A 24,626-nucleotide genomic window follows, 5' to 3' on the forward strand; every position below is an offset into this window, starting at 1 on the left:
GTCACGTCCCACCCCTGTCGGGCATCGGGGGTCCTCCCTGAGGAAGGCCATGAAGACTCGACTCTCCGCCACCGGCGGGGCCCTGCTCGCGTTGCTCCTCGCCGTGCTGGCGTTCAGCCAGCCGGCGCACGCCGCGGCCGGCTTCTCCGTCGCGGGCGGCAAGCTGTACGACGCCAACGGCGCCGAATTCATCATGCGCGGGGTGAACCACGCCCACACCTGGTATCCGCAGCAGACCAGCTCGTTCGCCGACGTCAAGGCGCTCGGCGCGAACACCGTGCGGGTGGTGCTCGCCAGCGGCGACCGGTGGACCCGCAACACCAACGCCGACGTCGCCAACGTCATCTCGCTGTGCAAGGCCAACCGGCTGATCTGCGTGCTGGAGGTCCACGACACCACCGGCTACGGCGAGCAGAGCGGCGCCATCACCCTGGACCGGGCCGTCGACTACTGGCTCAGCCTCGCCGATGTGCTGGTCGGCCAGGAGCGGTACGTCATCGTCAACATCGGCAACGAGCCGTACGGCAACCAGAACTACGCCTCCTGGGCCACCGACAACGCCAACGCGATCAAGCGGTTGCGGGCCGGTGGGCTGACCCACACCATCATGGTGGACGCCCCGAACTGGGGGCAGGACTGGTCGTTCACCATGCGCGACAACGCCGCCTCGGTCTTCGCCGCGGACCCGGCCCGCAACACGGTCTTCTCCATCCACATGTACGGCGTCTTCGACACCGCCGCCGAGATCACCGACTACCTGGGCCGGTTCCGGGCGGCGGGGCTGCCCATCGTGGTCGGTGAGTTCGGCTTCAACCACTCCGATGGTGACCCCGACGAGGACACCATCCTCGCGTACAGCCAGGCCAACGGGATCGGCTGGCTGGGCTGGTCGTGGAGCGGCAACGGGGGTGGCGTGGAGTATCTCGACATGGCCACCGCGTTCAACCCGGCCAGTCTGACGACGTGGGGGCAGCGCGTCTTCAACGGCGCCAACGGCATTCGCCAGACCGCCCGCGAGGCAAGCGTCTTCGGCGGCACCCCGCCGCCGACCACGCCCCCGCCGACGACTCCTCCTCCCACGACGCCCCCGCCGACCACTCCGCCTCCGACCACGCCTCCTCCGACCACTCCGCCGCCCGCCGGTGGCTGCGCGGCCACCTACACCGTCACCAACCAGTGGCAGGGCGGCTTCCAGGCCGAGGTGCGGGTGACCGCCGGCGCGTCGGCGATCAACGGCTGGACCGCCCGGTGGACCCTCGCCAACGGCCAGAGCGTCACCCAGTCCTGGAACGCGACGGTGACCAGCAGCGGCTCCACGGTGACCGCGCGCAACGTGGACTACAACGGCAGGCTGGCTGCCGGCGCCAGCGCCAGCTTCGGGTTCCTCGGCGGCTGGTCCGGCACCAACCCCAAGCCGGAGGTGAGCTGCACGGCGAGCTGACCGACGCCAGGTGGCCGGGCCCGCGTCGGGCCCGGCCACCGCGGCGGCTGCGGTCAGTGCTCCCCGGTCAGGTTCACGATGACCACCCCCGCGATGATCAGGGCGATGCCGGCGAGCTTGACCAGCCCGACCGACTCACCCAGGAACACCGCGCCGATCGCCACGATGGCCGCGGTGCCCAGACCCGACCAGAGGGCGTACGCGACACCCACGGGTATCTCCTTCACGGCCTGGGCCAGCAGGAGGAACGCCAGCGCGTACCCGGTCAGGCACCCCAGCGTCGGCCAGAGGCGGCTGAATCCGGCCGTACTCTTGATCAGGCTGGTCGCCAGGACCTCCGCGAGGATGGCGATCCCCAGCAGCACGTACGCCATGCGGCTCCTCAGTCCTCGATGGTCGGCGGACCGGCGGCGAGTCGGGCGGCCCGCATGGTGAGGTAGCGCTGTTCGGGAAGGCTGCTGGTCCGCGCGGCGGCGGCGCGGTAGTCCGCGATCGCCCGCTCCCGGTCGCCGGCCATCTCGTGCAGGTGCGCGCGGGCGGCGGCCAGCCGGTGGTGCCCCGCCAGCCGGGGGTCGTCGCCGAGAGCGTCGAGGGCCGTGAGGCCGGCTGCGGGCCCGTGCACCATGGCGGTCGCCACGGCCCGGTTGAGCGCCACCACGGGGGTTCCGGCGAGCCGTTCCAACACGTCGTACAACGCCAGGATCTGCGGCCAGTCGGTCGCCTCGGTGCTCGGCGCCTCGTCGTGCAGGGCGGCGATGGCGGCCTGCACCTGGTACGGGCCGACCGGGCCGCGTGGCAGCGCCCGGGTGACAAGTGCGACGCCCTCGGCGATCGCCGCGGCGTCCCAGCGGTTGCGGTCCTGATCGGCCAGGGAGATCAGCTCCCCGGACGGGCCGGTGCGCGCCGGGCTGCGCGCCTCGGTGAGCAGCAGCAACGCCAGCAGCCCGGCCGTTTCGCTGTCGTCGGGCAGTCGCGTGTGCAGCGCACGGGCCAGCCGGATCGCCTCGGCCGCGAGATCGACACGGCGCAGGGCCGGACCGGCGGTGCTGGTGTGCCCCTCGGTGAAGATCAGATAGAGCACCTGCCGGACGGCGGACAGCCGCTCGGCCCGCTCCGCCTCCTCCGGCATTCGAAACGGCAGCCCGGACGCGCGGATCCGCTGCTTGGCCCGGCTGATCCGCTGGGCCATGGTCGCCTCGGGCACCAGGAACGCGCGCGCTATCTCGGCGGTGGTGAGCCCGCCGACCGCGCGCAGGGTCAGCGCGACAGCCGATGCGGGGGCGAGCGCCGGGTGGCAGCACAGAAAGAGCAGCACCAGGGTGTCGTCCCGCTCGGCGGTCAGTTCCTCGTCCGCTGCCGGCGCGTACTGCCGGTCGTCCGGATCCCGGCGGGCGACCAGGTCCTCCCGGCGGCGCCGGGCCTGCTCGCCGCGGATCAGCTCGATCATCCGGCGGTAGCCGACCTGGATCAGCCAACCGCGCGGGTTGGCGGGCAACCCGTCAACCGGCCACTGGGTGGCGGCGGCGAGCAGCGCCTCCTGCACGGCGTCCTCGGCGGTGGCGAAGTCACCGAACCGGCGGGCGAGCACGCCGAGGACCTGCGGCGCCAACTCGCGCAGCAGGTCCTCGATGTGGGGATCGGTGGTCAGCCGCTCACAACTCCTCGGTGGGTGCGGACATCACCGGGTGCACCTCGATCGGCATGTTCAGCGGCCGACCACCGGGACCGGGCGCGGTGGAGATGTACGAGGCCACTTCCACCGCCCGCTGCGGGCTGTCGCAGTCGACGATCCAGAAGCCGGCGAGGAACTCCTTCGTCTCGGCGAACGGCCCCTCCGTGACCACCGGCGTGCCGCCCTCGCCGGCGCGTACGATCCGCGCCTGCTGCGGGCCGCCGAGGCCCTGCGCGTCGACCCACTCCCCGGCGGCGGTGAGCTTCTCGTTGACCTCGCCCATGAACGCGATGTGGGCCCGGACCTCGTCCGGGGTCCAGGTGTCGATGCTCGGGAAGTCGGTCCCGGTGGCGCTGAACTGCATCAGCAGCATGTACTTCATGGTTCGCCCCTCACGTCCGCGCACCGTCGTCGGTGCTCTCACCCTGAGGTAGAAGCATGCCGCACCGTTCTCGACACTCCGGCGGAAGAATTTCTAGCCGGCCTCGTCGACCTCCAGCACCAGGCTCTGCTCCGGGTGCAGGGCGGGCAGTTGCACACCGACGCGGGTCAGTGCCGCCCCGGTGAGCGTGACACCGGAGGCCAGCCACGGCGCCGCGGACCGTTCGATGGTCGCCGGTGCGGGTACGCCCGCCACCGCCCGCACCCGGTAACGCCGGGCCGGGTCGAGGCCGGGAAGCCGTACCACGCCCGGGGTCTGCGCCACCGAAGTGGCCAGCGTGGCCACCGCGTACACCGCCCGGGTCGTGTCGTGATCGACCACGCCGTGCGCCCAGACGGCCGGGTCCGGGTGGTCGACCCGGACCACCCGGCCGGCGTGCAGCAGCGGGCGCAGCCGCTTGTGCAGTGCCACCCAGGCGGCCAGCTCGGTCTGCTCGGCGGCGCTTATCGACGCGATGTCCCACTCGATTCCGTGGTGGCCGAACAGCGCGGTGGCCGCCCGGAAACCCAGGTCGTGCACGCGGTGGGTGGTGTGCGAGCGTTCCGGGCCGATGTGCGTGCCGATCAGCTCCGGTGGCAACAGCAGACCGGTCCAGCGCTGGATGCTGAGCCGTTCCAGGGCGTCGTTGCAGTCGCTGGCCCAGACCCGGTCGGTGCGGGCCAGGATGGCCAGGTCCACCCGGGCGCCGCCGGACGAGCAGCTCTCGATCTCCACGCCGGGATGCCGGCGGCGCAGCTCGTCCAGGAGGCGGTAGACCGCGAGGGTCTGCCCGTGCACCCCGGGCCGGCCGTGGTGCCCGGCCTCGGTGAGGTCCCGGTTGTGGTCCCACTTGAGGTAGCTGATGCCGGGATGCTCGCGCAGCAGCGCGTCGAGGCGTTCCAGCACGTGGTCGTAGGCCTCCGGGCGGCCCAGGTCGAGCACCTGCTGATTGCGCCAGGCCGGCGGCAACCGCCCCGGCACGGCCAGCAGCCAGTCCGCGTGCGCGCGGAACAGGTCGGAGTCGGGGTTGACCATCTCCGGCTCCACCCACAGGCCGAACTGGAGGCCGTGCCCGGTCACGTGGTCGATGAGGGGTTGCAGGCCGTCGGGCCAGACGCCCTCGTCGACGTACCAGTCGCCGAGCCCGGCGGTGTCGTCGCGCCGGCCGCGGAACCAGCCGTCGTCGAGCACGAACCGTTCCACGCCGAGGTGCGCGGCCCGGTCGGCGAGGGCCTGCAGCCGGTCCAGGTCGTGGTCGAAGTAGACCGCCTCCCAGACGTTGAGGGTCACCGGCCGGGGGGAACGCGGGTGTCCGGGCCGGGCCCGCAGGTGTGCATGGAGTACGTCGCTGAGCCCGTCCAGCCCGACGTCGGACCAGACGGCGTAGAGCAGGGGAGTGTCGTACTCCTCGCCGGGGGCGAGCCGGATCTCACCGGGCGCCAGCAGTTCGCCGCCGCCGAGGGTGGACTCGCCGGTGGGACGCCGCTCGGCGACGGTGACGTGATCGCCGCTCCACGCGGTGTGCACCGCCCACACCTCACCATGGCCGAAGCCGAACCCGGCGGTGCCGGCGACCAGCAACAGCGTGGCGTCGTGTCCGGTGCGCCCGTGCCGGCCCTCGCGCACCCAGGCGCCGTGCTGCCACGGGTGGCGTTGGGGCGAGCGTTCCCGACACCAGCGGCCGGTCAGGTCGAGTAGTTCGGTGGCGACGGCCGGCACCGGCAGCACCGGCGTCAGCCCCTGCACCTCGTACGCGCCGTCGCCGTCGTTGCGCAGGCGATGGCGAATGGTCAGCAGGCCGTACGGGTCGAGGGTGATCTCGATGGTCAGGCCCAGCCCGGCGGCCCGGTCCGACGCCCGCACGGTGACCCGCGCCGGAGCGTCGGAGGGCGTGTCGACGTCGAGACCGTCGAGCTGGAACGCGGTGGACCAGTCCCGCCCGTCGCGATGACCGGCCAGACCCGGCCGGCCGCTCCAGCCGGCGCTGGCCTCCGGCAGGAGCGACAGCGCGGGCGGCTCGTCGAAGCTGCTCGGCACCACGGGTGGCACTGTCGCGTCGGTGAGCTGCCGGAGGGCGTCGGCGTCGAGGTCGCCGACGTCGCCACCCCAGTGCACGACCCGGGGCAGCCCCGGGCCGCGCGCGTCGAGCACCAGGTGAGTCCGCGCGCGGCGCAGGTGCAGGATCGTCATCCCTTTGAGGCTCCCAAGGTCAGGCCCCGGACGAAGTGCCGCTGGAGCATAAAGAAGATCACGAGGGTGGGGATCGCGACGAGCACGCTGCCCGCCGAGACCAGGTTGTTGTCGGTGAAGAACTCACCGCGCAGGTTGTTGAGTGAGCTGGTCACCGGGAACTTGTCGCCGGTGCGCATGAGGACCGTGGCCCAGAAGAACTCGTTGTAGATCCAGGTCACCTCCAGGGTGGCGAGCGCCGCCAGGGCCGGCCGGCACAGCGGCATGGTGACCTGCCAGTACTGTCGCCAGACGCTGGCGCCGTCGACCATCGCCGCCTCGTACAGGTCGCGGGGCAGCGCCTTCATGTAGTTGCTGAGCACGAAGACGCAGAACCCGCACTGGAAGGCGACGTTGATCAGGATCAGCCCCCAGTAGCTGTCGTAGAGCAGCTCGGAGTCGCTCATGAACTCCGGCAGCGGCACCTCGGTGAACAGCCGGAACAGCGGGATGAGCAACGCCTGCTGCGGCAGCAGGTTGGCGGCGGTGAACACCCCGAGCAGGACGAGGTTGATCTTCCAGTTGAACCGGGCGATGACGAACGCCACGCAGGAGGCGAGGAAGAGCGTCAGCAGCACCGCCGGCACGGTGATGTAGACCGAGTTGAGGAAGTGCTTGCCGAACTCCGCCGTCTGCCAGGCGGTGACGTAGTTGTCGATGGTCCAGCCGCCGAACGAGACGTAGCCGTTGGCTGCCGTGTACTCGTAGGAGCGCAGCGAGGTCAGCACGGCCCAGGCGATCGGGAAGATCCAGGCCAGCGACACGACGATGAGGAAGCCGTGCAGCAGCAGCCGGGCCGGGGTCAGCTTGCGGCGGCGGACCGGGATGTCCGTGCCATCCTCGGTACGCCGGGTCACTGTCGCGGTGCTCATTCCCGGTTCTCCCTCATCACGGTCGCCAGGTAGATGGTGATGAAGACCAGCGAGACGACCAGCATGATCGTCGCCAGCGCGGAGCCGAAGCCGATCCGGCTCGCCTCACCCACCACGTTCTGGGTGACCAGCGCCGAGATCAGCTCCAGGCCGTTGCGTCCCTTGTTGACGACCCAGACCAGGTCGAACGCGCGCAGCGACTCGATCACGGTCACCACCAGCACGATGATGTTGATCGGCCGCAGCACCGGAAACACGACCCGGAAGAACGTCCGGCTCTCCGAGGCGCCGTCGACCGCGGCGGCCTCGCGCAACGATGGGTCGACACCCTTCAGGCCGGCGAGGTAGAGCAGCATGATGTAGCCGACGTGCCGCCACCCGGAGGCGACCATGACCGCCCAGATGTTGACGTTCGAGTCGCCGTACCAGTCGATGTTGCTGCCGAAGACGGCGTTGATGAGACCCTGGTCGCGGGAGTAGAGCAGCTGCCAGACGAAGCCGATCAGTGCCAGCGAGAGCACCACCGGCAGGTACAGCGCGGTCTGGTAGAAGCGGCTGCCGCGCAGCTCCTTGTCGAGCAGCACGGCCAGGAACATGCCGAACGGGGTGGCGACGACGAACAGCACGGCCAGCCAGAGCAGGTTGTGCTGGATCGCCGGCACGAACGGCGGGTAGATGTTCACGACGTCGCTGTAGTTGCGGGCGCCGACGAAGTCGATCTCGTTCAGTGGGCCGATGCCGTCCCAGTCGGTGCCGGAGAGCACCACTGTCGCCAGCGCAGGAAGCCAGACGAAGGCGGTGACGAGCAGCAGCGGGACGAGCACCATCAGCGTGATGACCACGCGGTCGGTGCGGGACAGGAGCCGTAGCCGCCGGCGACGACCACCCGTTGAGGTGGTCGCGGCCGGCGGCGGCACGGCGCGATCCGCTTGGATCAGGGGCAGGTCGGACACGATGTCCTCCCCCTTCCGCCGTCAGTCAGTGAAGATCGACTTCTTCTGGTTCTCGATGGACGAGGTCAGACCGTCAATGTCCTTGGGGTTCTTGATGAACTGCTGGATCGCCGGGATCATCACCGTGGAGGCGAAGTCCGGCCGGGTGTCCCGGTCGAGGAACTGCGCGATCTCGGTGGCCGACCCGACCAACTCGGCGGCCTTCTTCTGCAGGGCCGTGTAGCCGCCGACGTCCGCGCCACTGTTGGCGACGAGGACGGCCGGGTCGTTCTTGAGGTTGATGTCCGCGGCGGCCTTGCCACCGAAGTACTCCAGCAGCTTGCGGGCGTTGTCCTCGTTCTTGGGCTTGCGGGCCATCATGTAGCCGTCGATCGGAGCGTCCAGGGCCTTCGCGCCGATTGCCGGGTCGATCTCGGGGAAGGTGAAGAAGTCGAGGTCGTCCTGCTCGTCGTTGCTGAACTGCTGGCCGACGAAGAGACCGAGCAGGTACATGCCGCTCTTCTTCTGCTGCAACGACTGTGCGGCCTCCTGCCAGGTGCGGCCGAGGCTGTCCGGCTGGTGCAGGGGGAGCAGGCCGGCCCAGGTGTCGAAGACCTTCTTGACCTTGTCGGAGGTCCAGGCCTCCTTGCCGGCCATCAGGTCGACGTGGAACTGGTAGCCGTTGATCCGCAGGTTGAGGATGTCGAAGGTGCCCATCGCCGGCCAGCCGTCCTTGTCGGCGAACGCGATCGGGGTGAGGCCGTCCTTCTTCATCTGCGCGCCGAGCGCGGTGAACTGGTCCAGTGTGGTGGGCACCTGGTAGCCGTGCTGCTGCCACACCGACTTGCGGTAGAAGACGGCCCACGGGTAGTACGTCGCGGGGACGAAGTACTGCTTGCCGTCGTCCCCGGTGGACGCCTTCTTGAAGGCATCGGAGTAGCCGGAGAGCTTGCCCCACACGTCGCTGATGTCGCTGGCCAGGCCCTTCTGCGCGAAGAAGCGCATCCGGTAGCCGGCGAACCAGGTGAAGACGTCGTCCGGCTTGCCCTGGAGGTAGTTGTTGATGTTCTCCTGGAACGTGTTGTGGTCGACCGTGTTGGTCGCGACCTGCACGCCGGACGAGGTCTTGAACCCGTCGGTGACCTTGGCGAGGACGTCCTTGGGCTTCGGGTCGGACTGGTTGGACCCGAGCGTGACGTCCTTGCTGGACCCGCCGGAGCCGGAGTCGTCGTCGCCGCAGCCGGCGAGCAGGCCGGTGCCGAGCAGCGCGCCCGTGCCGGCCGCGCCGGCCAGCAGTGACCGTCGGTTGATGCCGGCGACGGAGGGCGGTACGAGCCGAGCCAGATACTCGGCTTGGGATCGGGGACGGGACATCTGTGCCTCCTGCGGATGAAGAGGTGCTACGCCCAAGGGCCGTCAGAGGTGAAGAGCGGTCCGACCTTGTGAATACACATCGTGATCCACCGAGAATCCACATTGGCGAACACGATCGGCCAGTGGGGCCTCAAGCTACCCCTCCATAGGCCGCTGTCAAGAGGTCTGTTCGCCTCCGATAACCCAGTCGTGATACGGCTGTTACGTGGTAAACGTTGGAAACGAAGTCGATGTTGGAACCTGTTGACTTCCGTGCGGCGGCGGGTGCACCCTCAGCTGTCATGCGGCGATGGCAGGGGAACGGCATCTATTTCGGCGGCGACTACAACCCCGAGCAGTGGCCCGAGCAGACCTGGTCGGAGGACATCGAGCTGATGCGCCGGGCCGGGGTCAACCTGGTCTCCGTCGGCATCTTCTCCTGGGCCCTGCTGCAGCCCGCCCCGGGCCGGTTCGAGTTCGGCTGGCTGGACCGGGTCCTGGATCTGCTGCACGACGGTGGCATCCAGGTCGACCTGGCCACCGCCACCGCCAGCCCGCCACCCTGGCTGGCCCGCGCGCACCCGGAGACGCTGCCTCGCCGGGCCGATGGCGCGATCCTCTGGCCGGGTGGGCGGCAGGCGTACTGCCCCAGCTCCCCGGTGTTCCGCGAGCACTCCCTGGAGCTGGTGCGGGCGGTCGCCGGCCGCTACGCCGAGCATCCCGCAGTGGTCATGTGGCACATCTCGAACGAGCTGGGCTGCCACAACGTGCACTGCTACTGCGACGTCAGCGCCGAGGCGTTCCGGGGGTGGCTGCGGGAGCGATACGGCGACCTGGACCGGCTCAACGACGCCTGGGGCACGGCCTTCTGGAGCCAGCGTTACGGCGACTGGGCAGAGATCAACCCGCCGCGCACCGCGCCGACCTTCGCCAACCCCACGCAGCAGCTCGACTTCCTGCGCTTCTCCTCCGACGAGCAGCGCGCCCAACTGCGCGCCGAACGCGAGGTGCTGGCGGCAGTGGTCCGCCAGCCGATCACCACCAACTTCATGATCGGCATGGGCGTCAAGCACATGGACTACCACTCCTGGGCGTCCGATGTGGACCTGGTGTCCAACGACCATTACCTGACCGCCGCCAACCCGCAGGCGCACCTCGGGCTGGCCTTCGCCGCCGACCACACCCGGGGCGTCGCCGGCGGTGACCCGTGGCTGCTCATGGAGCACTCCACCAGCGCGGTCAACTGGCAGCCGCGCAACGTGGCCAAGCTGGCCGGCCAACTGCGCCGCAACAGCCTGGCGCACGTCGCCCGCGGCGCCGACGGGGTGCTGTTCTTCCAATGGCGGGCCTCCCGGGCCGGCGCGGAGAAGTTCCACTCCGCGCTGCTGCCGCACGCCGGCCCGGACACCAAGGTGTTCCGCGAGGTCAGCCAGCTCGGCGCGGACCTGAAAGCGCTGGCCGAGATCCGCGGCAGCCGCGTGGACGCCGACGTGGCGATCCTGTTCGACTGGGAAGCGTGGTGGGCGGTCGAGCTGGATTCGCACCCCAGCGCCGACGTCACCTACGCCGACCGGATCAACGCCCTCTACGGCGCGCTGTGGCGGGCCGGCGTGACAGCTGACATCGTCCACCCGTCGGCCGACCTCAGCGGCTACCGTCTGGTGCTGGTGGCCACCCTCTACCTGGTCCGCGACGCCGACACCGAGGCGCTGCACCGGTTCGTCGAGGGCGGTGGCACGGCGGCCGTCACCTACTTCAGCGGCATCGTGGACCCCAACGACCACATCCGGCTGGGCGGGTACCCCGGGGCCTTCCGGGACCTGCTGGGCGTACGGACCGAGGAGTTCTTCCCGCTGCGCGAGGGCGAGCGGGTCCGGCTCGACGACGGCAGCACCGCAGACGTGTGGACCGAATGGCTGCACGCCGAGGACGCCGAGGTGCTGGCGTCGTACACCGACGGGCCTCTGCCGGGCGTGCCGGCGCTGACCCGGCGGCCGGTCGGCGCGGGCGCCGCCTGGTACGTCGGCACCCGGCTGGACGAGCCGGCCACCGACCGGCTCGTCGCCCGGCTGCTCGACGAGGCCGGGGTCCGTCCGGTGGCGCAGGCGCCGACCGGGGTGGAGGTGGTACGACGACGTGACGGCGAGCGGAGCTGGCTGTTCGCGATCAACCACACCGATACCGAGGTACGCGTCGCGGCAAGCGGCGCCGAGCTGTTGACCGGGACGCGGTGTGCGGGTGAGCTGACAGTGCCGGCCGGCGAGGTTGCCGTGGTCCGTGAGGACCGGGCCTGACTTGGGCGACACCCACGATGCGAAGGAGGTTCCCCAGATGCTGGCCCAGCAGCGGCAGACCGCCATCCTCGATCTGATCCGCCAGCGTGGCGGCGTACGGGTGAGCCACCTGGTCAGCCGGTTCGGCGTGTCCGACATGACGATCCGGCGCGACCTGGAGGTGCTGGCCGAGCGCGGTCTGGTGGACAAGGTCCACGGCGGCGCGACCCTCGCCGGGCCGGGCTCGGCCGAGGAGCCCGGGTTCGCCGCGAAATCGATCCGCCAGCAGACGGAGAAGCGGGCCATCGCCGAGCGGGCGGCAACGATGGTGGAGCCGGGGATGGCCATCGCGCTGTCCGCCGGGACGACCACCGCCGCGCTGGCCACCCTGCTCTCCGATGTGCACGGACTGACAGTGGTGACCAACTCGATCCCGGTGGCCGACGCGCTCTACCAGAACCCGCGTGCCGACCAGACTGTCGTGTTGACCGGCGGCATCCGTACCCCGTCGGACGCGCTGACCGGTCCGGTGGCCGAGGCGGCGATCAGCGCGCTCAACGTCGACCTGCTGTTCCTGGGTGTGCACGGGCTCAGCCCGCGTACCGGCTTCACCACGCCGAACCTGCTGGAGGCCGGCGTCAACAGGTGCCTGATCGGCGCGGCCCGCCGGCTCGTGGTGCTCGCCGACCACACCAAGTGGGAGACGATCGGCATCGCCACCATCGCCCCGCTGGAGGCGGCCGACGTGCTGATCACCGACGTCGGGATACCCCCCGAGGCCCGCACCACGATCGGCGAACAGGTCGGCGAACTGGTCGTCGTGGAGACGTGACCGTGATCCACTCGGCTTCCTGGAAATCGGGGTGTCCTCTTCGGCGGGACACCCCGCCTTCCAGGAACACGAGTGGATCACCCGGTCACCGGCTGGCAGGGCGGCTAGGGGCCGCCGACGGGAAGGCAGGGTCCGTCGTGGTCCGCCTGCCGCCCACACCGGCGGCGATCAGGCATGATCCGGTCGCAGAAGACCCAATGTCGTACGTGCTGCGCGTCCTCGGCCGACACGGTGGCCCCGGCGACGTCGACCTGCGGTGTCGAGGTCAGCGCACGGGCGAGCCAACGGGCCAGGTCCAGCGCCTCGGCCAGGTCGGCCACCGCCACCGGCAGGTGGATAACGTGTCGGGGCGGTGGCTCGGCCGGCTCGGTGAAGGCCAGCACGACGGCCCGAGGCAGCGGCACGAAGATCCGGTCCGGTGGGATCACCACTGACGCCTCTCCGGCCAGGCGCTGTGCCGGGCACGCAGCGCCCGCTTGACCCGCGCATTCTCCTCGCTCAGCAGCGCCAGATCGTGGTGCAGTGCCGTCAGGTCGAGAGCGACGCGATGCAGGAACCGCCGCACCTCACGAGGGTCGAGGCCCCTGCGGCCGAAGCCGACGGTGGCGAACTGGTGGTCGCGTACGTGCCGCGGATGCAGCCGGCCGCCGTCGTGGCGCGTGCCTCTGGTCATCGGTCACCTCTGTCGTCTGTCGATGGTGCGTCGGGGTCGCGAGAGCGCCCTTTTCGTGGTAGGTATTCGTCGAAGTCGGTTCGGAGCCGGGATTCGCACATCCCGACGCTCTAGTTGAGACCCGACGAGAGCCGGTATGCGACTGCCACTCGCGGCGCCGCCTCTCGTCACCTTCTCGGCTGTTGGCACAGCCGCGGTTGCCGTGTTTGCACCGGGCTTCCCCGGGGGCCGGCGATCACCCTCACCCGCAGGCCACGTTTCCAGTGGCCCCGGCATTGGTGCAACGACACCAACGGAATCCTTCTTTGGGTGCCCTGGAGAGGTGAGCATGGCCGCGAACAGAGAGCCGTTCGTTCGAACCCTGCGTGCCCAATGGCTGGGCCAGCAGATGCGTGAGCTGCGCGAGAAGCGTGGGCTCACCCTCAAGTACGTCGCGCAGTATCTTGAGCGTGACTTCTCGTCGCTGGCTCGCTACGAGAGAGCGGAATGGCCCTTCCGGAGAGATCTCGTCGTGGCTTTGCTGGACCTTTACGGCGTCTACGACGAGCGAGAACGGGAGCGGCTCATCCAGCTCGCGCAGGACGCCTGGCGCGTCGACCGCTGGGACAACGGCTTCGACAAGACGATCTACGACAACTCGTTCATTGACTTCCCGTGGTTGGAATCGAGAGCAGATGAGGTCTGTACCTACGCGGCGCATCTGATACCCGGTCTGCTTCAGACGCGCGATTACGCCGAGGCGGTCATCAGGAATGCCGAGCCCAGTTCCGCGAGCGAGGTCGAGATCCGCAGGTGGGTCCAACTGCGGATGGATCGGCAGCTGCTGCTGGATGGTCCTTCACCGATGAGACTCGCCGTGATCATTGAGGAGACGGCCCTGCGGCGTCCCGTCATGAGTAGGAGCGTCATGGCTGCTCAACTGGTCCACCTGGCGCGCGCCGCCGTCAAGCCGACCGTCGAGATCCGTGTTCTTCCGCTGACCCTCGGGCTGCACGCGGGCCTAGACGGCACCTTCTGGCTCTTCAGGATGCCTTCTCCCTACTCAGACGTCGCCCATGCCGAAACCCTCGGTGGACGGCTCTTCCTGGAATCGGGCAATGCCTCGCGCTACGTCCGCGCGTACGATCGCCTCCGGGAGGCCGCACTCAGTGCGACTGAGTCGGCGAAGCTGATCACAGCACTCGCGGAGGAGCTGTCATGAGCGAGTCCACGCCTGATGTCGCCTGGCGCATCAGTACCAGGAGCCCGGACAACGGCGGCAACTGCGTCGAGGCGGGGCCTGTTCTCGACGGTTCTGGTCGGGTGGCGGTGCGCGACAGCAAGAACCGCGCGGCGGCGACCCTCGTCTACGGCGTCAGCGACTGGACTGCCTTCGTCAATGGGGTCAAAGACGGCACGTTCGGCCGCGCCGAGCCGTGATCGACTCGACATCGCCGATATCGGGGTGTCCCGGTCGCGTTGATACCCCGACATCGGCGATGTCGAGTCGATCAAAAGTCGCTGGCGGCATGCCCTGACCGGCCGGCACCATCCTGGCCGTGAAAAGCGCACGGTTTGTCGATCATGGACATGTGGTGCCCGGTTCGGTAACTCACGGACCTTTGGTCCCCACCACGACTCCATGATCAACGATGCCGGGCGGGCGGGCGGGCGGGGCGGGCGGGGCGGGCGGGCGGGGGCGCGCGCGGGCGGGTGGCACGCTCACAGCCACCTCACAGGGGTGCTGGATAGGGTGCCCTTCGAGTCAACGTCCGACTCCAACACAGGAGTTTTCGATGGTCTTCAAGAAGATGTTGAGCGCGTTCGGTGTGGGTGGTCCCAGTGTGGACACCGTGCTGACCAACCCCAACACCCGGCCCGGCCTGACCCTCGACGGTCAGGTCAACCTTGTCGGCGGTGACAGCCCGGCGGCCATCGAACAGGTGGTGATCGGCCTCGTCACGCGGGTCGAGGTCGAGGGCCACGACACGGAGTACGCCGGCACCATGGAGTTCCACCGGATGGCCGTGAGCGGCGCGTTCCAGCTCGCGCCCAAGCAGGAGCTGTCGATCCCGTTCCAGCTCCCGGTGCCGTGGGAAACCCCGATCACCGACGTGTACGGCCAGCGCCTGCACGGCATGACGATGGGCCTGCGCACGGAGCTGTCGGTGGCCCGCGCCGTCGACAAGACCGACCTGGACCACGTGGCGGTGCACCCGCTGCCGGTGCACGAGCGGATCCTGGAGGCGTTCCAGCGGCTCGGTTTCCGGTTCAAGCACGCCGACCTGGAGCGCGGTCACATCCGGGGCGTGCAGCAGACGCTGCCGTTCTACCAGGAGATCGAGTTCTTCGCGTCCCCGCAGTACGCGCGCACCATCAACGAGGTCGAGCTGACCTTCGTGACGAGCCAGCGCGGCGTCGAGGTGATCCTGGAGTGTGACAAGCGCGGCGGCTTCCTCAGCGCCGGGCACGACGCCTTCGGCCGCTACCAGGTGTCCCACGCCGACGTCGACCGCGTCGACTGGGCGCAGGTCGTCGACGGTTGGCTGCGCGAGACCACGTCCCGCTACGGCAGCCTGCGCTCGCAGTACGGCCACGGTCACGGCTACGGTCCGGGCCACGGTCACGGCCGTGGCGGCATGGGCGTGGGCGGCATGGTCGCCGGCGCGGCGCTCGGCGTCGCCGGCGGCATGATCGCCGGCGAGATGATCGAGGACGCGTTCGAGGGCGACTTCGGCGACTTCGGCGGCGACGAGTAACGGCTCCACAGACGACGGTGGCCTCCGGGAGATTCTCCCGGAGGCCACCGTTCACGCAGGAGGCGTCAGCGCATGCTCCGCTCCTTGCCGGACCGGCGGGCGGAGCCGGCCTTCGACAGACCACGGCTGACCAGGTAACCACCGGTCAGGATGGTCAGATACCACCATGCCTGGTTCGGGTTGTTGATGTTCAACCCGTTGGTGGCGGCGCCCCGCCAGAACGCGGCGATCACCACGAGCGCGACAGCGGCGGCGTAGACCCAGAATTCCGTCGTCAGGAACGCCTGCTTGGTCTCCGTGCCCGGCGACGGCATCGGGTCTCGGTGCCCGTCGCGCATTGCCGGCATCTGCTGCGTGTCCCGCATCATGGCGGGGTTCTGCGGGTCGTTCATGGGCCGGTTCATCGGCCGGGTGGAAGCAGCCTGCGTGCTCATCTGGTCCTCCTCAGGATGCGATGAGTCGTACCTGCATTCCCTCGCCCCGCTACCGCGTTTCGGTCACGGCACGGTTCGCTTTCACGGCGGGGACACCCCCCGACTACCCGAGGCCCGGGACCAGGTAACACTCCCTCGGCCGGAAAAGAATCGACAGCGGCCGGGCCGACGACGGCGCCGGCGCGACCCGCACGGCGCGGGCGGTTCACGACCGGTCGGGGCGGATGTCCGTTTCCCCCTCGGCACGCGGCGCTGCGGGTTTGGCCGACCGGCGACCGGGCACGCCGTCAGTTCCACAGCTTCTGCGAGGTGATGAACGTGCGTGAGGACGACATGCGGCAGGAGGCCGCCCGGCGGGCCGAGGACCGGATCACCGACAGTGTGTACGGCAAGGGTGCCGTCGACGAGGTGACACTGCCCCGTACCGACATCGAGAGCGAGATCCAGCGGGTGGACCCCATGGACCCGGCGCACGAGCGGATCGATCCGCAGGTGCTGCGCGACGGTGGCCCCGTCGGCGGACAGGGCGCGGTGACCACCACCGGTGGCACGGCCGGCCCGGCGAGCGTGCGACGGGTGGCCCGCCAGCCGGAGCGGCACCCCGGCAAGGTGGCCCCGACGACGACCGGGGACGCCACCACCGGCGGTCTGAGCACCCCGATGGGTGGCGGCACCAGCGACCAGTCCACGTCCGCCACCGGGCCGAGCAAGTCCATCCGGGACCGCTCGACCGATTGACCGACGGTGAGCCCGCCCCCGCCGACCGGCCGGTCGGCGGGGGTGCCGTCGGTCAGCGGCAGGGGCGTAGGACGCCCAGGCGCTGGGTGGCCCGGGTGAGCGCGACGTACAGGTCGCTAAGCCCGCGCGGCGACTCCGCCACCATCCGGTCCGGGTCGACCACCAGCACCGAGTCGAACTCCAGCCCCTTGGCCTGCGCGACAGTCAGCACGACCACCCGGCTCTCCAGCTCCGGGTGCTCGCCCACGGTGGCCTCCGGCAGCGCGGCGGTCAACGCCGCGCCGAGCGCGTCCACCCGGCTGGCCGGCACGATGACGCCGAGCCGCCCGTCGGTCAGCCCGGCGGCCTCGCGCGTCGCCGCCGACACCAGCTCCGCGGGCAGCTGCTCGTCGGGCACCGCCCGGTCCCACGGTGGTACGCCGCTCTCGCGCACCGAGCGCGGTGGCCGCAGCGCCGGGTCGATCTCGGCCAGCACGTCGGCGGCGACCGCCATGATCTCGGCCGGCGTGCGGTAGCTGACCGTCAGCTCGGTCAGCCGCCAGCGCCGCGCCACGTAGGGGGCGAGGGCATCGGCCCAGGAGGGCGTGCCGGCGAGCGCGCCGGTCTGCGCCACGTCCCCGACGATCGTCATCGACCGGCTCGGGCAGCGGCGCATCAGCAGCCGCCACGCCATCGGCGACAACTCCTGCGCCTCGTCCACGATCACGTGCCCGAACGCCCAGGTCCGGTCGGCGGCGGCGCGCTGCGCGGTGGTCAGCCGGTCGGCCTCCTCCTGCCGCTCCAGCAGGCGGTCGGCGTCGATCAGGTCGGTCACGCCGAGGATCTCACCGCCCTCGGCCTCGTCCTCGACGTCGATCGAGCGGGAACCCCGGGCGATCTCCAGAACGCCCTCGGCGTACTCCCGTTCCATCATGCGGATGCGGTCCCGGCGGGCCGCGGCCGCCCGCTCGTCCTCACCGAGCAGCTCGGCGGCCTCGTCCAGCAGCGGCACGTCGGCGGGCGTCCAACCGCCCGGTTCGCGATGCAGCCGGGCCCGCTCGCCGTCGGTGAGCATCGGCGCGGCGGCGGCGATCCGGTCCGGGTCCGCATACAGGTCGGCGAGCAGGCGCTGGGGGGTGAGCACCGGCCACAGCCGGTCGAGGGCGGCCTGAATCTCCGTCTCCTCGCGCAGCTCGCGGCGGATCTCGGCGCGGTCGGCCTCGTCGAGCAGGTTGTCCCCGCCCAGCGGGTCGGCGCCGATCCGCTCGGCCACCTGGTCGGCGAGCGCGTGCACGATCTCCACGTCGAACAGCGCCCGGGCCAGGTTGTGCGGCCGGTCGGTGCGGCGCACCCGGTCCCGGGCGGCGCGCACCGTCTCCGGGTCGAGGGTCAGCACCTCGCGCTCCACCTCGATCTCCAGCGGCTCGTCCGGCACCCACTGCCGGTCCCGAACGGCCAGCGCCAGCACCTCGGCGAGCACAGCGCGGCCCTTGAGCGCCGCGGTCTCGGCCGGCTCGACGCGCTGGGCGCTCACCCCGGGAAACAGATCACCCTGGGTACGCAGCAGCACGCCCGTCTCGGCCAGTGTGGGCAACACCTGGGAGATGTAGCGCAGGAACGTCGCGTTCGGGCCGACCAGCAGCACACCCCGGCTGGACAGCTCCCGCCGGTGTGTGTAGAGAAGGTACGCCGCCCGGTGCAGCGCGACAGCCGTCTTGCCGGTGCCGGGGCCGCCCTGGACCACCATGACGCCGGGCAGGTCGGCGCGGATGATCTGGTCCTGCTCGGCCTGGATGGTCTCCACGATGTCGCGCATCCGGCCGGTCCGACCGGCGTTGAGGGCGGCCAGCAACGACGCCTCACCGGTCAGCTCCTCGTGCCCGCCGGGCGAGGCGCTGTCGATGTCGAGCACCTCGTCGTTGAGCCCGGTCACCTTGCGCTGGCGGGTGCGCAGGTGCCGCCGCCGGCGTACGCCCTGCGGGTTGGCGGCGGTGGCGAGGTAGAAGGGACGTGCGGCGGGGGCCCGCCAGTCCATCAGCAGCGGGTCGTAGTCACCGCTGGTGTCGAAGATCCCGATTCGGCCGATGTATCGGCGGGAGTCGTCGTCGCCGTCGAGCCGACCGAAGCAGAGACCATTCTCCACGGCGGAGAACTGCTCCACCTGGTCGGCGTACATCGCCACGGAGCTGTCGCGCTGGGAGCGGTCCTGCAGGGTGCCGCCGGTGTTGCGCAGCTCGGCGGTGAGCCGGTGGGCGGCCTGCTCACGCAGCCCGTCCAGCCGGTCGTAGAGCATCGAGACGTACTCCTGCTCGCGGCCGATCTCGTCGTCGAGCGGCAATTCACCGGTACCGCCGGAGTGCCTTGACAAGCCGTCTCCCTAAAGATTAGAATGCTCTGCAGGAACGGCTTTTATGCCGTTCTTTTTTGTGCCCTCGAATTGTTGAAGATAGCGCGGCCCGGCGGCTGTCACCAAGCCGACCGGGCCGATTCGAGTCACACAACGCCGGGCCGACCAACAGGTCGACCCGGCGCGAGAGCTTCGGGAAATCAGCCGCGGGCCACCTGGTAGAGGCGCTCGGGGGTGACCGCTCCGGCGAGCACCCGACCGTCGTCGGTGAGCAGCACGCTGAACAGCTTGCCGGCGAGCAGTCGGCCACTGCCCCAGTCCCCGCTGACGGCCGGCAGCCCGCCGAGCAGCTTCGACACGTCCGCGTCCGGCGTCGCACCGGCAGGCTTGCCGGCGGCCGCCTTGCCCGGGGCCCCGTCCAGGCGCGCGACCAGGACTGTGGTCCAGCCGTCGCCCACGGTACGCACCTGCGGGTCGCCGCCCCTTGCCGCCTGCGCGGGCCGGCCCGCCGACGGCCGCTCGGCGGTCTCCTCGGTGACGGACACCCCCGGTGGCGGGTTGAAGGCGAACTGGTCGGCGTCGGGACGCCGGTAGTCGACCTGGGTGAAGGCCATCTCGAAGGCCGGCTGGTCGCTGCCCTTGGCGAGCACCTCGAAGCGCAGCGGCACGTGCTGCGTGGCGTCGATGGCGATCCGCAGCTGGTGCACCAGCGAGTCGCTGTCGCGCGGCTGGAGCACCAGCTCGTAGGCGTCCCGGCCGGCGACGGTGGCCGAGCGGCCGACGCTGACCTCGGTGCTCGGATCGATCGCGCCCAACGCCAGGTCGGCGGCCTCCTGCGGGGTGGCGGGGAGGCTCGGCGTCGCCGCGGGACCCGGCTGTCCGGTCGTGCCCGCGTCGCCCAACGTGCGATGGCGCGCGGTGTTGCCCCGGCTCTCCCAGGTCCACACGTCCCGGCCGTTGCGGATCACGTCCTGCTCGCCGAGGGTGTCCACCAGCGCGACGCGCTGCCGCTCCGGACCGGAATACCAGACCCGCAGGGTGTGCGTACCGGTCAGCAGGGCGCTCAGATCGTTGCCGGGGATCAGCCCGACCAGCGGCGGCAGACCGAGGTCGGCGCGCTGCACCACCGTCCCGGACAGCCCCTCCAGCCGGGACGTCTGAAGATCCACCAGGAGTTGGGCTGCGGTACGCGGCGGCAGGCTCGGCTCCGCCTCGGCGGCGAACGTGCCGATCGCGGCGCCTCCACCGATGACGACGACGCCAGCGGCCGCCGGGACCAGCCAGCGCAGGACGGGACGGCTTCTCAGGATCGACATGGTGCACCTCCTGCCAGACATCCTGCCCGGTCCGCGCTGTGAAGGCGCTGAGGACGCCGAACCTTCGACTTTGACCCAGGTGGCACCCTTGGACCGTGCGGTTGTTGGTGGTGGAGGACGAGGCCCGGCTGGCGGCTGCCCTGCAACGCGGCCTGCAGGCGGAGGGGTTCGCGGTCGACGTGGCGGCGACCGGCCCCGCCGGCCTGGACGCGGCCCGGCACGGTGGGTACGACGCGATGATCCTCGACGTGATGCTGCCCGGGCTGTCCGGCTACGAGCTGGTCCGCCGACTGCGCGCCGAGCAGCACTGGCTGCCGGTCCTGATGCTCTCGGCCAAGGACGGCGAGTACGACCAGGCCGACGGCCTGGACTGCGGCGCCGACGACTACCTGACCAAGCCCTTCTCGTACGTGGTGCTGTTGGCCCGCCTGCGGGCCCTGCTGCGTCGGGGAGCGCCGGAACGCCCCACCGTGCTGACGGTCGGCGACCTGCGGTTGGATCCGGCCCGCCGACGGGTGACCCGCGCCGACGCCGAGGTGACGTTGACCGCGCGGGAGTTCGCGTTGCTGGACTATCTGATGCGTCGTCCCGGCCAGGTGATTTCCAAGATCGAGCTGCTGGACCACGTGTGGGACGCCAGCCTGGAGACGGCGCCCAACGCGGTCGAGGTGTACGTCGGCTATCTGCGCCGCAAGCTCGGCCGCGACCGGCTGGAGACCGTCCGGGGCGCCGGCTACCGGCTGGCGACGTGACACCTGCCGGTCCGGTCCGCCGGCTGCCCGGGTGGGGCCTGCGCGGGTTGGGTCTGCGCGGGCGGCTCACGGCGCTCGGCGTGCTCGGCCTCACCGTCGGGCTGGCCCTCGGCGGGGCGGTGCTGCTGGGCGCGCTCGGCTTCGTGCTCCAGCGCACCGTGGACACCGAGGCGTTCCGGACCGCCGACGCGGTAGTCCTGCTCGCCGCCGAGGACGCGTTGCCCGACCCGCTGCCGGTGGCGGGCGGGCAGGTCCGGGTCCAGGTGATCGACGCGCAGGGTCGGATCCGGGCCGCCTCGATCGACGCGGACCGGCTGGTCCCGATGGTCCGCCCCGAGCGGCTGGACACAGGTCACCGTCAACGCCTGGTGGTGCCGGCCGAGCGCGTCGGACTCGCCGGCCCGGTGCGGGTGGTCGCCGTACCGGCCGGCACCGACGCGGATCCGCTCACCGTCCTGGTCGCCCGGTCGATGGCCGACGTCCGGCACAGCACGCACGTCGTACGCGCCATCCTGCTGGTGGCGTTCCCCCTGTTGGTGGCGATCCTGGCCGGGGTGGCGTGGCGGGTGATCGGTGCGACGTTGCGTCCCGTCGAGGCGCTGCGCCGGGGCGCCGAGGAGATCACCGGCCGCGCGGGCGGCGGTCGCCTGCCGGTGCCCGCCTCCGCCGACGAGATCCATCGGCTGGCGGTCACCCTCAACGGGATGCTGGACCGGATGGAGTCGGCCCGGATCCGGCAGCGTGCCTTCGTCTCCGACGCGGCCCACGAGCTGCGCAGCCCGCTCACCAACATCCGCACCGAGCTGGAGGTGGCCCAGCGGCTCGCCGACCGCACGGACTGGACGGCGGTGACCGTCAACCTGCTCACCGACACCGAGCGGTTGAGCCGGCTGGTCGACGACCTGCTGCTGCTGGCCCGCCTGGACGAGATGCCACCGGCGCGGGGGACCGGCCCGGTCGACCTGACCGCCCTGCTGACCGAGGTCGCCGCCCGGTACCCGTCGCCACCGGTGCTCCTCGTGCCGCCGCCCGGCCCGCTGTGGACGACCGGAAACGCGGCCGAGCTGCGGCGGGTGCTGTCGAACCTCGTCGACAACGCGGTCCGGCACGCACGCGGCAGCGTGGTCCTCGCCGCGGAGCCGCACGACGACGCCGCGTACCACCTGGTGACGGTGACCGACGACGGCCCGGGGATTCCGGCGGCCGACCGGCGGCGGGTCTTCGACCGTTTCACCAGGTTGGACGACGGCCGGGGCCGCGACGACGGTGGCGCCGGCCTGGGCCTCGCCATCGTGTGGGAGCTGGTCCGCCGTGCGGGCGGCACCATCACCCTGGCCGACACCGACGGCCCGCAGGGGCTGCGGGTGCGTCTGCTGCTGCCGAGGACGCCGACCGGGGATGCGCAGGAAGCGGCGGTCGACACACCATGACGGCGGCGGCGAGTCGGTCGGGTCGTCAGCGGCGCTCGGTGCAGACCTGGTTGGCGCTCGCGACGGTGTCGGTGGACCAGACGACAGCCACGGTGAAGCAGTAGTCGTTGGCGCGGTTCAGCGCGTAGACGATGTAGCTGTCGGTGCCGGCGGGCAGCGTGGCGATCGCCGTCTTCTCCTGCCCGGCCCGGCCGGCCGACACGACCACCGGTCCCTCGCCGCCGGCCGGGTACGTCCAGCGCAGGGCGATGTTGTCCCGGTTGTCGCGCAGACTCACCGCCCCGGGCGGGGTGCCGGGAGCGGCGACCGGCGCCGCCGTGCCGGCGGCAGCGGTGCCGGTGGCGGCCGGCGCACCCGTGCCGCTCGGGCCGGTGCTGGGGGAGCCCCTGTCCGGCCCGGGTTTCGGGTCGTCCCCGTCGCCGACCCGCGCCACCCCGGCGATCACCGCCGCCGTGCCCAGCAGCACCACGACGACGCCGGCCACCAGCACCGGCACCAGCCGGCTGCGCGGCGACGTCTTCGCCCGGTGCACGGGCACCGGCAACAGCCGGGACGGCGTGTACGGCTCCAGCGGGGCGTACGGCTGCGCCGGTTGGTCCGGCTGGGCCGACGCGCCGGGGCGGTGCAGCCGGTAGACGCCGGACGTCTCCTCGGTGCCGCCCGTGAACCCGGCCACCGACGGGGGCACCGGCGGAACCGTGGAGTGCGGGACGGGGTCGTCCGTCGGGTCCGGTGGCCAGCGGAAACCCGGCGACCCGTCCGGCTCGTCGGCCGGCACCCGCGGGTTCGGCACCGAGCCGACCCCGTGCACCGGCCGGCCCTCGTCGTCGTGATCGACCGGACCGGTCACCCCCGGGTCCACCGAGCGGGGCGGGGGCGCGGGTGGGTGGTACGCGGACTCGACCGGCCGGTCGCTGTGCGGCGCGGTACGCGCGGCGGGCACCACCGGGGCGTCCCGGTCGGCGGGTGCGTCGTCGGCGCAGACATGGTCGGGGTTGGCCGCCGCCCGGGCAAGAGCCGCCACCTGCAGCGCCAGCGGGTCGTCGGCGGCCAGGTGCTGCCGGCACAGCTCGCGGGCCAGCGCCAGGTTGTCGTGCGCCTCGGCGAACTGCCCACAGTCGCGCTGCATGGCACCGAGCCGGGCCAGCATCTTGATCCCGCTGGGGTGACCGTCGCCGTACACCTCGCGGTGCAGCTCCCAGGCGTCCTGGAGGCGGTCGCGGGCCACCGTGCACTGGCCCCGGGCGTACTCGACGGTGGCCAGGTCGGCGTGTGCGGCCAGCACCCGCAGCGACTCGGGCCCGTCCTGCGCGGTCAGCTCGATGATGACTTCCTGGTACAGCCGGGCGGCCCGGGAGTGGCTGCCGACCCGGTGCAGCACGGCGGCCAGGGTGGCCGCGGCGGCCACCGTGCGAGGGTCGGAGCGACCGTGCAACCGGGTGGTGGCCGCGTACGCGAAGGCGGCCCAGCCTCGGGCGGAGTGCGGCTCGCCCAGGGCGACGAGCACCCGCGCCTGGAGGCTGGCCGCCTCGGCCAGCTCGGGCGTGGCGTTGGCCGGGCGGGGGTCGGCGTCGGTGAGCGCGTCGGAGAGCAGCCGTTGCGCGCCAGCCACGTCGCCAGTGGACACGAGGTGGTGCGCCTGGTCAGTCAACTCGTCGAAGCCGGAGGACACGCCCCATCGTGCTCATCCGACGACGGTAAGTACAAGACCCGCGCCGGTGCCGATCGGTCAGGATCTCCTCAGGTGCTCGGCCAACGTCTCGCTGATCCGGCGCAACTGGTCGACCTGGGCCGGGCTCAACGGGTCGAACAGGTGTCGGCGTACCCCCTCGACGTGGCCGGGGGCGGCGGCGGCGAGGGTGGCGAAACCGTCGTCGGTGAGCACCGCGATCTGCCCGCGCCGGTCGGTGGGGCAGTCCTCGCGGCGTACCCAGCCGGCCGCCTCGAGGCGGGCCACGGCGTGCGAGAGCCGGCTGCGGGACGACCCCGCCGCGTCGGCCAGGTCGCTCATCCGAAGTTGCCGGCCCGGGGCCTCGGAGAGCCGGACCAGGATCTCGTAGTAGGCGTGCGGCATGCCGGCATCGCGTTGCAGCTCGCGGTCGAGCGTGTCCATCAGCGCCCGGGAGGCGGCGAGGAACGCCCGCCAGGTGCGCTGCTCATCGGGGTCCAACCAGCGGGTCATGACGACCATCAT

The 24,626-nt window shown here is 71.2% G+C and carries 23 protein-coding genes; 9 read left to right on the top strand and 14 right to left on the bottom strand.

The features are described from left to right. Positions 1–49 precede the first annotated feature (49 nt). The gene (locus ACLQ27_RS28480) at positions 50–1,441 is read left to right on the top strand and encodes a cellulase family glycosylhydrolase (RefSeq protein WP_425869589.1); all 1,392 of its coding nucleotides are present in this window, start codon (positions 50–52) and stop codon (positions 1,439–1,441) included. 53 nt (positions 1,442–1,494) lie between these two features. Here the strand turns inward: ACLQ27_RS28480 and ACLQ27_RS28485 are convergent, their stop codons facing one another. The 7 genes from ACLQ27_RS28485 to ACLQ27_RS28515 all read right to left on the bottom strand — a co-directional run bounded on the left by ACLQ27_RS28485 (position 1,495) and on the right by ACLQ27_RS28515 (position 8,941). Next, a complete protein-coding gene (locus ACLQ27_RS28485; protein WP_234581628.1) occupies positions 1,495–1,815 on the bottom strand; it encodes a DMT family transporter in 321 nt (106 codons plus the stop codon). Between the two features lie 8 nt (positions 1,816–1,823). Beyond that, the gene (locus ACLQ27_RS28490; RefSeq protein WP_425869725.1) at positions 1,824–3,089 is read right to left on the bottom strand and encodes an RNA polymerase sigma factor; all 1,266 of its coding nucleotides are present in this window, start codon (positions 3,087–3,089) and stop codon (positions 1,824–1,826) included. A gap of 4 nt (positions 3,090–3,093) precedes the next feature. Continuing rightward, positions 3,094–3,495 (bottom strand): YciI family protein, encoded by a 402-nt coding sequence (locus ACLQ27_RS28495; protein WP_425869591.1) that lies wholly within the window; start codon positions 3,493–3,495, stop codon positions 3,094–3,096. Between the two features lie 93 nt (positions 3,496–3,588). Beyond that, positions 3,589–5,724 (bottom strand): alpha-galactosidase, encoded by a 2,136-nt coding sequence (locus tag ACLQ27_RS28500; RefSeq protein WP_425869592.1) that lies wholly within the window; start codon positions 5,722–5,724, stop codon positions 3,589–3,591. Continuing rightward, positions 5,721–6,635, bottom strand: a complete 915-nt coding sequence (locus tag ACLQ27_RS28505; protein ID WP_357495605.1) for a carbohydrate ABC transporter permease — start codon at positions 6,633–6,635, stop codon at positions 5,721–5,723. The genes ACLQ27_RS28500 and ACLQ27_RS28505 overlap by 4 nt, the downstream gene beginning before the upstream one ends. Further along, positions 6,632–7,588 (bottom strand): carbohydrate ABC transporter permease, encoded by a 957-nt coding sequence (locus tag ACLQ27_RS28510; RefSeq protein ID WP_357495603.1) that lies wholly within the window; start codon positions 7,586–7,588, stop codon positions 6,632–6,634. The genes ACLQ27_RS28505 and ACLQ27_RS28510 overlap by 4 nt, the downstream gene beginning before the upstream one ends. A gap of 21 nt (positions 7,589–7,609) precedes the next feature. Next, positions 7,610–8,941, bottom strand: a complete 1,332-nt coding sequence (locus tag ACLQ27_RS28515; protein ID WP_357495601.1) for an ABC transporter substrate-binding protein — start codon at positions 8,939–8,941, stop codon at positions 7,610–7,612. 281 nt (positions 8,942–9,222) lie between these two features. On the opposite strand from ACLQ27_RS28515, the gene ACLQ27_RS28520 reads away from it, so the two are divergent. Then, positions 9,223–11,214, top strand: a complete 1,992-nt coding sequence (locus tag ACLQ27_RS28520) for a beta-galactosidase (RefSeq protein ID WP_425869595.1) — start codon at positions 9,223–9,225, stop codon at positions 11,212–11,214. Positions 11,215–11,251: 37 nt separating this feature from the next. Then, positions 11,252–12,025 carry a DeoR/GlpR family DNA-binding transcription regulator gene (locus ACLQ27_RS28525; RefSeq protein WP_357495597.1) on the top strand — a complete coding sequence of 258 codons (774 nt, stop codon included), beginning with the start codon at positions 11,252–11,254 and terminating at the stop codon, positions 12,023–12,025. 104 nt (positions 12,026–12,129) lie between these two features. On the opposite strand, the gene ACLQ27_RS28530 is transcribed toward ACLQ27_RS28525, so the two are convergent. Next, positions 12,130–12,405 (bottom strand): hypothetical protein, encoded by a 276-nt coding sequence (locus ACLQ27_RS28530; RefSeq protein ID WP_357575599.1) that lies wholly within the window; start codon positions 12,403–12,405, stop codon positions 12,130–12,132. A gap of 44 nt (positions 12,406–12,449) precedes the next feature. Beyond that, positions 12,450–12,698 (bottom strand): DivIVA domain-containing protein, encoded by a 249-nt coding sequence (locus tag ACLQ27_RS28535; protein ID WP_425869598.1) that lies wholly within the window; start codon positions 12,696–12,698, stop codon positions 12,450–12,452. A gap of 328 nt (positions 12,699–13,026) precedes the next feature. Here ACLQ27_RS28535 and ACLQ27_RS28540 point away from each other — a divergent pair, with 328 nt between their 5' ends. The 3 genes from ACLQ27_RS28540 (at position 13,027) to ACLQ27_RS28550 (ending at position 15,436) form a co-directional block, all read left to right on the top strand. Further along, entirely contained in the window at positions 13,027–13,899 is an 873-nt protein-coding gene (locus tag ACLQ27_RS28540) for a helix-turn-helix domain-containing protein (RefSeq protein ID WP_425869600.1), read from the top strand. Next, entirely contained in the window at positions 13,896–14,117 is a 222-nt protein-coding gene (locus ACLQ27_RS28545) for a DUF397 domain-containing protein (protein WP_234581638.1), read from the top strand. The genes ACLQ27_RS28540 and ACLQ27_RS28545 overlap by 4 nt, the downstream gene beginning before the upstream one ends. A 356-nt stretch (positions 14,118–14,473) precedes the next feature. Continuing rightward, positions 14,474–15,436, top strand: a complete 963-nt coding sequence (locus ACLQ27_RS28550; RefSeq protein ID WP_234581641.1) for a sporulation protein — start codon at positions 14,474–14,476, stop codon at positions 15,434–15,436. 65 nt (positions 15,437–15,501) lie between these two features. Here ACLQ27_RS28550 and ACLQ27_RS28555 read toward each other — a convergent pair whose 3' ends face one another. Beyond that, entirely contained in the window at positions 15,502–15,783 is a 282-nt protein-coding gene (locus ACLQ27_RS28555) for a hypothetical protein (protein WP_425869727.1), read from the bottom strand. 405 nt (positions 15,784–16,188) lie between these two features. Here ACLQ27_RS28555 and ACLQ27_RS28560 point away from each other — a divergent pair, with 405 nt between their 5' ends. Further along, on the top strand, positions 16,189–16,608 hold the full coding sequence (locus ACLQ27_RS28560) for a hypothetical protein (RefSeq protein ID WP_234581643.1): 420 nt from the start codon (positions 16,189–16,191) through the stop codon (positions 16,606–16,608). A gap of 52 nt (positions 16,609–16,660) precedes the next feature. On the opposite strand, the gene ACLQ27_RS28565 is transcribed toward ACLQ27_RS28560, so the two are convergent. Beyond that, entirely contained in the window at positions 16,661–18,880 is a 2,220-nt protein-coding gene (locus tag ACLQ27_RS28565; RefSeq protein ID WP_425869729.1) for a HelD family protein, read from the bottom strand. A gap of 254 nt (positions 18,881–19,134) precedes the next feature. Then, positions 19,135–20,250 (bottom strand): LolA family protein, encoded by a 1,116-nt coding sequence (locus ACLQ27_RS28570; RefSeq protein WP_357495583.1) that lies wholly within the window; start codon positions 20,248–20,250, stop codon positions 19,135–19,137. A 95-nt stretch (positions 20,251–20,345) separates the two neighbouring features. On the opposite strand from ACLQ27_RS28570, the gene ACLQ27_RS28575 reads away from it, so the two are divergent. Both ACLQ27_RS28575 and ACLQ27_RS28580 read left to right on the top strand, forming a co-directional pair. After that, positions 20,346–21,002, top strand: a complete 657-nt coding sequence (locus tag ACLQ27_RS28575; protein WP_234581645.1) for a response regulator transcription factor — start codon at positions 20,346–20,348, stop codon at positions 21,000–21,002. Positions 21,003–21,025: 23 nt separating this feature from the next. Beyond that, a complete protein-coding gene (locus ACLQ27_RS28580) occupies positions 21,026–22,432 on the top strand; it encodes an ATP-binding protein (RefSeq protein WP_425869731.1) in 1,407 nt (468 codons plus the stop codon). Between the two features lie 25 nt (positions 22,433–22,457). Here the strand turns inward: ACLQ27_RS28580 and ACLQ27_RS28585 are convergent, their stop codons facing one another. Both ACLQ27_RS28585 and ACLQ27_RS28590 read right to left on the bottom strand, forming a co-directional pair. Next, positions 22,458–24,104, bottom strand: coding sequence for a tetratricopeptide repeat protein (locus ACLQ27_RS28585; RefSeq protein WP_425869603.1), 1,647 nt, complete (start codon positions 24,102–24,104; stop codon positions 22,458–22,460). Positions 24,105–24,161: 57 nt separating this feature from the next. Then, positions 24,162–24,623, bottom strand: a complete 462-nt coding sequence (locus ACLQ27_RS28590; protein ID WP_357495706.1) for a MarR family winged helix-turn-helix transcriptional regulator — start codon at positions 24,621–24,623, stop codon at positions 24,162–24,164. Between the last annotated feature and the right edge of the window lie 3 nt (positions 24,624–24,626).

Origin of the sequence: Micromonospora sp. DT63, from assembly GCF_049841615.1 — a bacterium.
In the GTDB taxonomy this organism is placed as follows: domain Bacteria; phylum Actinomycetota; class Actinomycetes; order Mycobacteriales; family Micromonosporaceae; genus Micromonospora.

Bases quoted from the DNA above. Each gene is read 5' to 3' on its own strand.
- ACLQ27_RS28515 (WP_357495601.1), bottom strand. From the start codon at position 8,941: ATGTCCCGTCCCCGATCCCAAGCCGAGTATCTGGCTCGGCTCGTACCG.
- ACLQ27_RS28500 (WP_425869592.1), bottom strand. From the start codon at position 5,724: ATGACGATCCTGCACCTGCGCCGCGCGCGGACTCACCTGGTGCTCGAC.
- ACLQ27_RS28480 (WP_425869589.1), top strand. From the start codon at position 50: ATGAAGACTCGACTCTCCGCCACCGGCGGGGCCCTGCTCGCGTTGCTC.
- ACLQ27_RS28550 (WP_234581641.1), top strand. From the start codon at position 14,474: ATGGTCTTCAAGAAGATGTTGAGCGCGTTCGGTGTGGGTGGTCCCAGT.
- ACLQ27_RS28505 (WP_357495605.1), bottom strand. From the start codon at position 6,635: ATGAGCACCGCGACAGTGACCCGGCGTACCGAGGATGGCACGGACATC.
- ACLQ27_RS28525 (WP_357495597.1), top strand. From the start codon at position 11,252: ATGCTGGCCCAGCAGCGGCAGACCGCCATCCTCGATCTGATCCGCCAG.
- ACLQ27_RS28570 (WP_357495583.1), bottom strand. From the start codon at position 20,250: ATGTCGATCCTGAGAAGCCGTCCCGTCCTGCGCTGGCTGGTCCCGGCG.
- ACLQ27_RS28535 (WP_425869598.1), bottom strand. From the start codon at position 12,698: ATGACCAGAGGCACGCGCCACGACGGCGGCCGGCTGCATCCGCGGCAC.
- ACLQ27_RS28485 (WP_234581628.1), bottom strand. From the start codon at position 1,815: ATGGCGTACGTGCTGCTGGGGATCGCCATCCTCGCGGAGGTCCTGGCG.
- ACLQ27_RS28590 (WP_357495706.1), bottom strand. From the start codon at position 24,623: ATGGTCGTCATGACCCGCTGGTTGGACCCCGATGAGCAGCGCACCTGG.
- ACLQ27_RS28540 (WP_425869600.1), top strand. From the start codon at position 13,027: ATGGCCGCGAACAGAGAGCCGTTCGTTCGAACCCTGCGTGCCCAATGG.
- ACLQ27_RS28565 (WP_425869729.1), bottom strand. From the start codon at position 18,880: ATGCTCTACGACCGGCTGGACGGGCTGCGTGAGCAGGCCGCCCACCGG.
- ACLQ27_RS28555 (WP_425869727.1), bottom strand. From the start codon at position 15,783: ATGCCGGCAATGCGCGACGGGCACCGAGACCCGATGCCGTCGCCGGGC.
- ACLQ27_RS28520 (WP_425869595.1), top strand. From the start codon at position 9,223: ATGCGGCGATGGCAGGGGAACGGCATCTATTTCGGCGGCGACTACAAC.
- ACLQ27_RS28495 (WP_425869591.1), bottom strand. From the start codon at position 3,495: ATGAAGTACATGCTGCTGATGCAGTTCAGCGCCACCGGGACCGACTTC.
- ACLQ27_RS28545 (WP_234581638.1), top strand. From the start codon at position 13,896: ATGAGCGAGTCCACGCCTGATGTCGCCTGGCGCATCAGTACCAGGAGC.